Annotated in this window: 6 protein-coding genes and 4 pseudogenes; 6 read left to right on the plus strand and 4 right to left on the minus strand. The window is 69.9% G+C overall.

Annotation, left to right across the window (positions count from 1 at the left end; genetic code table 11):
• A pseudogene (locus tag VFO68_RS34055) lies at positions 1–570 on the plus strand (hypothetical protein); the annotation flags it as partial.
• A 131-nt stretch (positions 571–701) separates the two neighbouring features.
• On the opposite strand, the gene VFO68_RS34060 reads toward VFO68_RS34055, so the two are convergent.
• Both VFO68_RS34060 and VFO68_RS34065 read right to left on the minus strand, forming a co-directional pair.
• Positions 702–1,007, minus strand: coding sequence for a hypothetical protein (locus VFO68_RS34060; protein WP_325162558.1), 306 nt, complete (start codon positions 1,005–1,007; stop codon positions 702–704).
• An 84-nt stretch (positions 1,008–1,091) separates the two neighbouring features.
• Positions 1,092–1,388: a hypothetical protein gene (locus VFO68_RS34065; RefSeq protein WP_325162559.1), complete on the minus strand. Its 297-nt coding sequence runs from the start codon at positions 1,386–1,388 to the stop codon at positions 1,092–1,094.
• A gap of 177 nt (positions 1,389–1,565) precedes the next feature.
• On the opposite strand from VFO68_RS34065, the gene VFO68_RS34070 reads away from it, so the two are divergent.
• The 3 genes and pseudogenes from VFO68_RS34070 to VFO68_RS34080 all read left to right on the plus strand — a co-directional run.
• On the plus strand, positions 1,566–1,898 hold the full coding sequence (locus VFO68_RS34070; RefSeq protein ID WP_325162560.1) for a glyoxalase superfamily protein: 333 nt from the start codon (positions 1,566–1,568) through the stop codon (positions 1,896–1,898).
• Between the two features lie 107 nt (positions 1,899–2,005).
• The gene (locus tag VFO68_RS34075) at positions 2,006–3,775 is read left to right on the plus strand and encodes an ABC transporter ATP-binding protein (protein WP_325162561.1); all 1,770 of its coding nucleotides are present in this window, start codon (positions 2,006–2,008) and stop codon (positions 3,773–3,775) included.
• Between the two features lie 69 nt (positions 3,776–3,844).
• A pseudogene (locus VFO68_RS34080) lies at positions 3,845–4,570 on the plus strand (TSUP family transporter); the annotation flags it as partial.
• Positions 4,571–4,646: 76 nt separating this feature from the next.
• Here VFO68_RS34080 and VFO68_RS34085 read toward each other — a convergent pair.
• Positions 4,647–4,910: pseudogene (locus VFO68_RS34085) on the minus strand (cation transporter); the annotation flags it as partial.
• A 38-nt stretch (positions 4,911–4,948) separates the two neighbouring features.
• On the opposite strand from VFO68_RS34085, the gene VFO68_RS34370 reads away from it, so the two are divergent.
• Both VFO68_RS34370 and VFO68_RS34090 read left to right on the plus strand, forming a co-directional pair.
• Positions 4,949–5,152 carry a DUF429 domain-containing protein gene (locus tag VFO68_RS34370; protein WP_414635622.1) on the plus strand — a complete coding sequence of 68 codons (204 nt, stop codon included), beginning with the start codon at positions 4,949–4,951 and terminating at the stop codon, positions 5,150–5,152.
• Between the two features lie 280 nt (positions 5,153–5,432).
• Complete coding sequence (locus VFO68_RS34090) at positions 5,433–5,846, plus strand: DUF402 domain-containing protein (RefSeq protein ID WP_325162562.1); 414 nt, start codon at positions 5,433–5,435, stop codon at positions 5,844–5,846.
• Positions 5,847–5,961: 115 nt separating this feature from the next.
• Here VFO68_RS34090 and VFO68_RS34095 read toward each other — a convergent pair.
• Positions 5,962–6,173: pseudogene (locus VFO68_RS34095) on the minus strand (LLM class flavin-dependent oxidoreductase); the annotation flags it as partial.

Below are 6,173 nucleotides of genomic sequence, written 5' to 3' on the forward strand. Positions count from 1 at the left end.
GTAGATGCCTTCGCAGGTCCACCGCGGCGTGACATCGAGGAAGACCTCGCGTCGTTCGTTGGGGAAGCCCGCATTGCTGGTCTTTCCGTAGCCGGTCGTGACTACCTCGCCGGTCGGCACCGCGCCCTGGCTGGGCAGTGCTACCGACACAGCCCACTGAGCAGCACCGGACCCACCCCACCCCGCCGCGGACCACGGCCCGGCGACCGGCTCCCCGATGCCCCGATCACCATCGACGGGCAGGCCAGCACCCTGCACGCCGCCACCCGCGCCCCGACCTACCACCTGCTGCTCTGCGGCCCCCACACCGCCTGGAATTCCGATGCCGCAGAGCAGCTGCGCACCGCGTGGCCAGGGTTGATCACCACCCACCGACTCAGCCATCAGGCAGCCCCGGGCGTGCTGCACGATCCCGACGGCACCGCGCTACGCCGGCTCGGCACCGACCCCGACACCCCCACGCACTGCCTGATCCGACCGGACGGGCACCTCGCCTACCGCAACCGCGGCACCGACCTCACCGGCCTGCACACCCACTTGACCCACTGGCTCACCGCGACTGTTCCATAGCGACGCAGGCACCCCGGATGACGACCAGGCGCCCTCGGCATCACCGCCGCCGTGCTCGTCTCATCGTGGCCGTGGCGCCAAGTCGCATGTGGACATTAGGCAGGATGGTGGTCGTCGACACGGAAGATCGGTTAGGGCAGGTACCGGTCGATCCGGCGAAGCAGGGCACCGAGAACTCCCCGCTGGTGCCACCCCCGGTTGATCACCGCGGTCCGCGCGGCGTGGATCCGGGCCCGCCACCAGCCCGCGATACTCGGGTGGTGGGCATCCTCGATCTGGGTGCCGCGCCGGTGCACCCATCGCGCACACGACGGACAGATCCCCACCTCCGGGTGATCGCCGAGGTGCACCAGCTCGTCATCGCTGCGCTGCGCGCCGCAGCACCAGCACACCGACCGCGATGTCTCGACCGGATCCTGCGCAGCATGTGCCGTCACCTGCCACCACCTCCGATGTCCGAGCCCGCCTCGAGGACCGTGGCCAGTATCGTTCAGCAACCCCACTACTCCGGTGCGGGCGCCCTACCCGTCCAGGATCTCGCGCAACGCGGTCATCGACGGAGCCCCCGAGACATGACCATCGACGTCGCGATAGAGCCGGCACGACACACTGGGCACACACCCCGGCTCGGCGAACGGATCCACGCCGTCAACCAGCAATGTCGGCGAGCCGGCCATCCCCGCCGCCGCAGCCTCATCGACGTCCGCGATCACCCGGACCGCGACCTCCACATTGTTCTCGCCCAGTGCCTGGGCCAGCCGCTGCCGCAATAGCGCCGCGTTAGGGCAGTCCGGCACCTGCAGGATCTGCAACCGCATCGCATCCTCCCGGGCTGACCGGCCGCCACGACCGCGACAACCAGCCGATCCATCGCGTCAACTGTCCCAAATCCGACCGAGTTGAGCGCATCGCCCCCGAAGAGCTGCCCGGCCGGGGCAACCAGGGTTGACGTGCGGGAGAGACCGGACCGGGCGGCTCGGTGCCATGATGGCGGCGTGGATGAGCAGATCACGCCGATCCTGCGCACCGGCGACGCGGTCGCTGCGGTGGCTTGGTATGCGCGGCTGGGGTTCACCCAGGACTGGGAGCATCGGTTCGAGCCGGGGCTGCCGTTGTTCGTGTCGATCTCCCGCGGTGCGATGCGGATCTTCCTGTCCGAGCACCACGGCGATGCCCGCCCGGACACCCTGCTTTACCTCAGCGTGCATGACCTGGACGCGGTTGCGGCCGAGTTCGGCCGCCCCGTTCAGGAGCAGCCGTGGGGTCGGGAGCTTGAGCTGCGTGATCCGGACGCCAACCGGCTGCGCATCGCACCCATCCCACGCTGACCACCAGCGCGGGACAGTCGCATGTCTTCCTTGCGGCGTGGGGTAGGCGGGCGAGGCGCAGACTGGCATCGGTGCGTAGTGGGGGGTCTGGGGGAGGGAGGCCGGTGGTGAGCACAGCGGGCGTGGACGTGCCGGTGTGGCGGGTGCTGACCGGTTATGTCCGGCCGTTTCGGTGGGTGTTGGTGGCCGGTGCGGTGTTGAGCCTGGCCACCGGGGCGGCCGGGTTGGCGTTGCCGTTGGTGGTGCGGGAACTGATCACCGGTCTGCAGTCCCACCAAGGGGTGGCCGGTCTGTTGGTGTTGATGAGCGTGTTGGTGCTGGCCAACGCGGCGATCGGGGCGGTGGGGTCGTTCCTGCTGGACCGCACCGCCGAGTCGGTGGTGCTGCTGGCCCGCCGGGACCTGGTGTCGCGGCTGCTGTGGCTGCGCATCCCGGCGGTGGACGCCGCCGAACCCGGGGATCTGATGTCGCGGGTCACCGCCGACACCACGCTGCTGCGGCAGGTGACCACCGGTTCGCTGGTGTCCGCGGTGACCAGCACGCTGATGCTGGTCGCGACCGTGATCCTGATGGCGTTGCTGGACCCCGTGCTGCTGACCGTCACGCTGGGCGCGCTGGTCGTGGCGCAGGTGGTGGTGCGGTTGGTGATCCCGCGCATCCACCGGGCCGCCAAGCAGGCCCAGGAAGCGGTGGGCGTGATGGGTGCCGCGCTGGAACGGGTGCTGGGCGCGTTGCGCACGGTCAAGGCCAGCGGTGCGGAGAACCGCGAGCGGGATCGGCTGCACCAGGCGGCGTTTCAGGCCTGGCGCGGCGGGGTGCGGGCGGCGAAATGGGAAGCGGTGGCCGGCAACATCGGTGGCCTGGCCATGCAACTGGCGTTCATCACCGTGATCGGTCTGGGCGGGGCCCGGGTCGTCTCCGGCGCCATCGACGTCGGCACCCTGGTGGCGTTTCTGCTCTACCTGCTCTACCTGATGCCGCCGCTGCGGGACCTGATCAACGCGGCCACCCAGTACCAGCGTGGCGCCGCCGCAGTGGTCCGCATCCGCGAAGTCGAGACCATGCCCGCCGAAACCCCCGACGAACCCGCGCCGCCCGGCGAACCCGCGGTGCCCGAGCCGGACCGGCGGCCGGTGTCGGTGGCCTTCGAGCAGGTGCGGTTCCGGTACCGGGCCGAGCTTCCCGATGTGCACCACGGCGTGAGTTTCACCGTCCCGGCCGGCGGCATGACCGCCTTCGTCGGACCCTCCGGTGCCGGCAAGACCACGGTCTTCTCCCTGATCGAACGCTTCTACGAGCCCGACACCGGGCGCATCCTCGTCGACGGCACCGACATCCGGGACTGGCCGCTTTCCCGGCTGCGGGCCGCGATCGGCTACGTCGAGCAGGACGCCCCGGTCCTGTCCGGCACCCTGCGCGACAACCTGCTCTTCGGCGCCCCGCAGGCCAGCGCCGAACAGGTGGCCGAGGTACTGGTCACCACCCGCCTGGACAGCCTGATCGGCCGGCTCCCCGAGGGGCTGGACACCACCGTCGGCCTCCGCGGCATCAAGCTCTCCGGCGGCGAACGCCAACGCATCGCCATCGCCCGCGCCCTGCTGCGCCACCCGCGGCTGCTGCTGCTCGACGAGGTCACCTCACAACTCGACGCGGTCAACGAAGCCGCGCTGCGGGCCACTATCGCCGACGCCGCGGCCACCACCACCGTGCTGGTCGTCGCCCACCGACTGTCCACCGTGACCATGGCCGACCGCATCGTGGTCATGGACACCGGCCAAGTCCGCGCCATCGGCACCCACGCCGACCTGGTCGCCGGCGACCCCCTCTACGCCGAACTCGCCGCCACCCAACTCCTCGCCACCGCCGACGCGGACTAACAGGGTTCAACTGTTGTCGGTGCGGGCAGGGCGGTGCGGTGAGCGGGGTGGTCGGTGAGCTGGCAGGTGGTGCTCGGGTTCGCCGCGGGTCTCGTGATCTCCCTGATGACGACTCCGGTGGGGATCTCGGGTGCGGTGTTCCTGCTGCCGGTGCAACTGGACGTGCTCGCCGTGCCGAGCCCGCGGGTCACCCCGACCAACTTGCTGTTCAACGTGATCGCGGTACCCGGCGCCTTGGTGCGGTACCGGCGTCAGGGCCAACTGGCCGGAGCGTTGGTCCGCCGGTTGCTGTGGGGCACCGTGCCGGGGGTGATCCTCGGTGCGGTGCTGCGGATCTACCTGGTGCCCGGTGCCGGGGTGTTCCGACTGCTGCTGGCCCTGCTGCTCGCCCCGCTGGGGGTACTGGTGCTGACCCGCCGTCCTGGCACTGCCCGGGTACGGTGGCTGACCTTGTCCGATCGCGGTGTCAGCGTCCTGGCGTTCGGCGCCGGCGTAGCCGGCGGCATCTACGGCATCGGCGGCGGTTCACTACTCAGTCCCGTGCTCGTCGCCACCGGCCTGTCCGTGGCCAGCGTCGCCCCCGCCACCCTGGTCACCACGCTGCTGACCTCGATCGTCGGCGCGGGCAGCTACACCTTGCTCGCGCTGACCGCGCCCGGCCCGGTCGCTCCCGACTGGACCCTGGGCATCGCCTGCGGGTTGGGCGGACTGATCGGCGGCTACCTGGGGGCCCGCTGGCAACCCCGGCTACCGCAAACCGCCCTACGGGTCCTGCTCGGCGCCATCGCCATCGCGCTGGCCGTGGGCCTACCTGGTTCCGAGCGGGTGAGCAGGCACGCCACCAGCACGTTGGTCAGACACGGAGGCGTGCTCAGCAGCAGTGGAAGGCCGCGCCAGGCGGTGCGGCCTTCGTTGACGGCGGCGGCGGCGATGATCAGCGCGACCAACGGGTCGGCCCAGGACCAGCCGACAGGCTGCTGAGCAGCAGCCCGACCAGCAGGATGGCGGACAGGTAGGTGCACAGCAGGGTCTGCTTGGAGTCGGCGACGGCGCTGGCCGAGCCGAGCTCGCGACCGGCCCGGCGTTGGGCGTGGGACATGACCGGCATCACCAGCAGCGACACGGCGGCCAGCACCGCTCACCGCGCGCAAGAACACCTGGGCCGGGGCACATCTGCGGCACAGGCTACTTGCCACCGCCGGCATCGCCCTGGACAGCGATCTCGGCGACACCGGGGGACCGGCCGGTGTCGATGATGTTCTCGACGCCGCCGTGTGCGCTTGGACGGCTCGACGCGTCGCCAACGGCCAGGCTCGATCGTCGCCCGACCCGCCCCAGGTATTCAGCGACGGCCTGCCCTGCGCAATCTGGAGTTGACCCACCACGCGACCAGCGGCATGACAGCGCGTTTGTCGACGATGGTGCTTGCGAACAACGTTGTCGGCCACGATGTACGCGCGTGGAGGAAGCCGCATGCTTCCGCCGTGTCGGGTACGAATGGTTCATGGAACGGGTTGAGGTCTGGCGAGGCGCTCATGGTGATCCGGCACCGTTGTTCGGTCCACTACCTGGCATCCGCCTCGGTGACACACTTGCCTACGAGTTCCAACTGCCGGACAGCTTCGTGCCATGGCCCGGAGATACGCTGCTGGAACGCGTGTTCGTGTTGCTCGACCTCGGCGTGAGCATGTCCATTCCCTCCTGGCGGTCCACCCGCGGAACCGACCGCGCCAAAACCGGACCGACCACCTGGTACGTAGACCTCGTGCACGTCTCGACCACCCAGGACTCGATCACCGTCCGGGACCTCTACGCCGACGTCCTGGTACCCACCGACGGGCGCCATCAGCGATTGCTCGATCTCGACGAGTTCGCCGACGCGATCGAAGCAGGGCAACTCGACATCGCCACCGCCGTCGACGGACTGCGGCGCTGGCAACACTTCCTCGACCGACACCTGCACGCCGCCCGCGACCCCAGCCAGACGTGGACCGACTTCCCACCCCGGCGACTGCGCGACCTGGCGGCGCTTCCCAGTCCGCTGGGTCCGATCGTCACCGCACCAGGTTGATCATCAGACACCCGTCACCCCCGCCTGTACGACCCGTCATCCGATCATCGGCATGAGCGCGCAGTCCCCCGACCTTCGGCGATCGAGGTGCGTTCCTAGCCTGTCAGTTGTGGATTCAGCGCCAGCCGAGTGCGGGGGCGACGTGGGTGAGGATGTCCTCGAGCAGGTGGGCGTTGTAGTCGACGCCGAGTTGGTTGGGCACGGTCAACAGCAGCGTGTCGGCCTCGGCGATGGCCTCGTCCTCGGCCAGCTGCTTGATGAGGGCGTCCGGCTCGTCGGCGTAGCTGCGACCGAACACGGCCAGCTTCTCCGGCTCGATGTAGCCGA

It is taken from the genome of Actinophytocola sp. (assembly GCF_035712165.1).
Taxonomy (GTDB): domain Bacteria; phylum Actinomycetota; class Actinomycetes; order Mycobacteriales; family Pseudonocardiaceae; genus DASYTH01.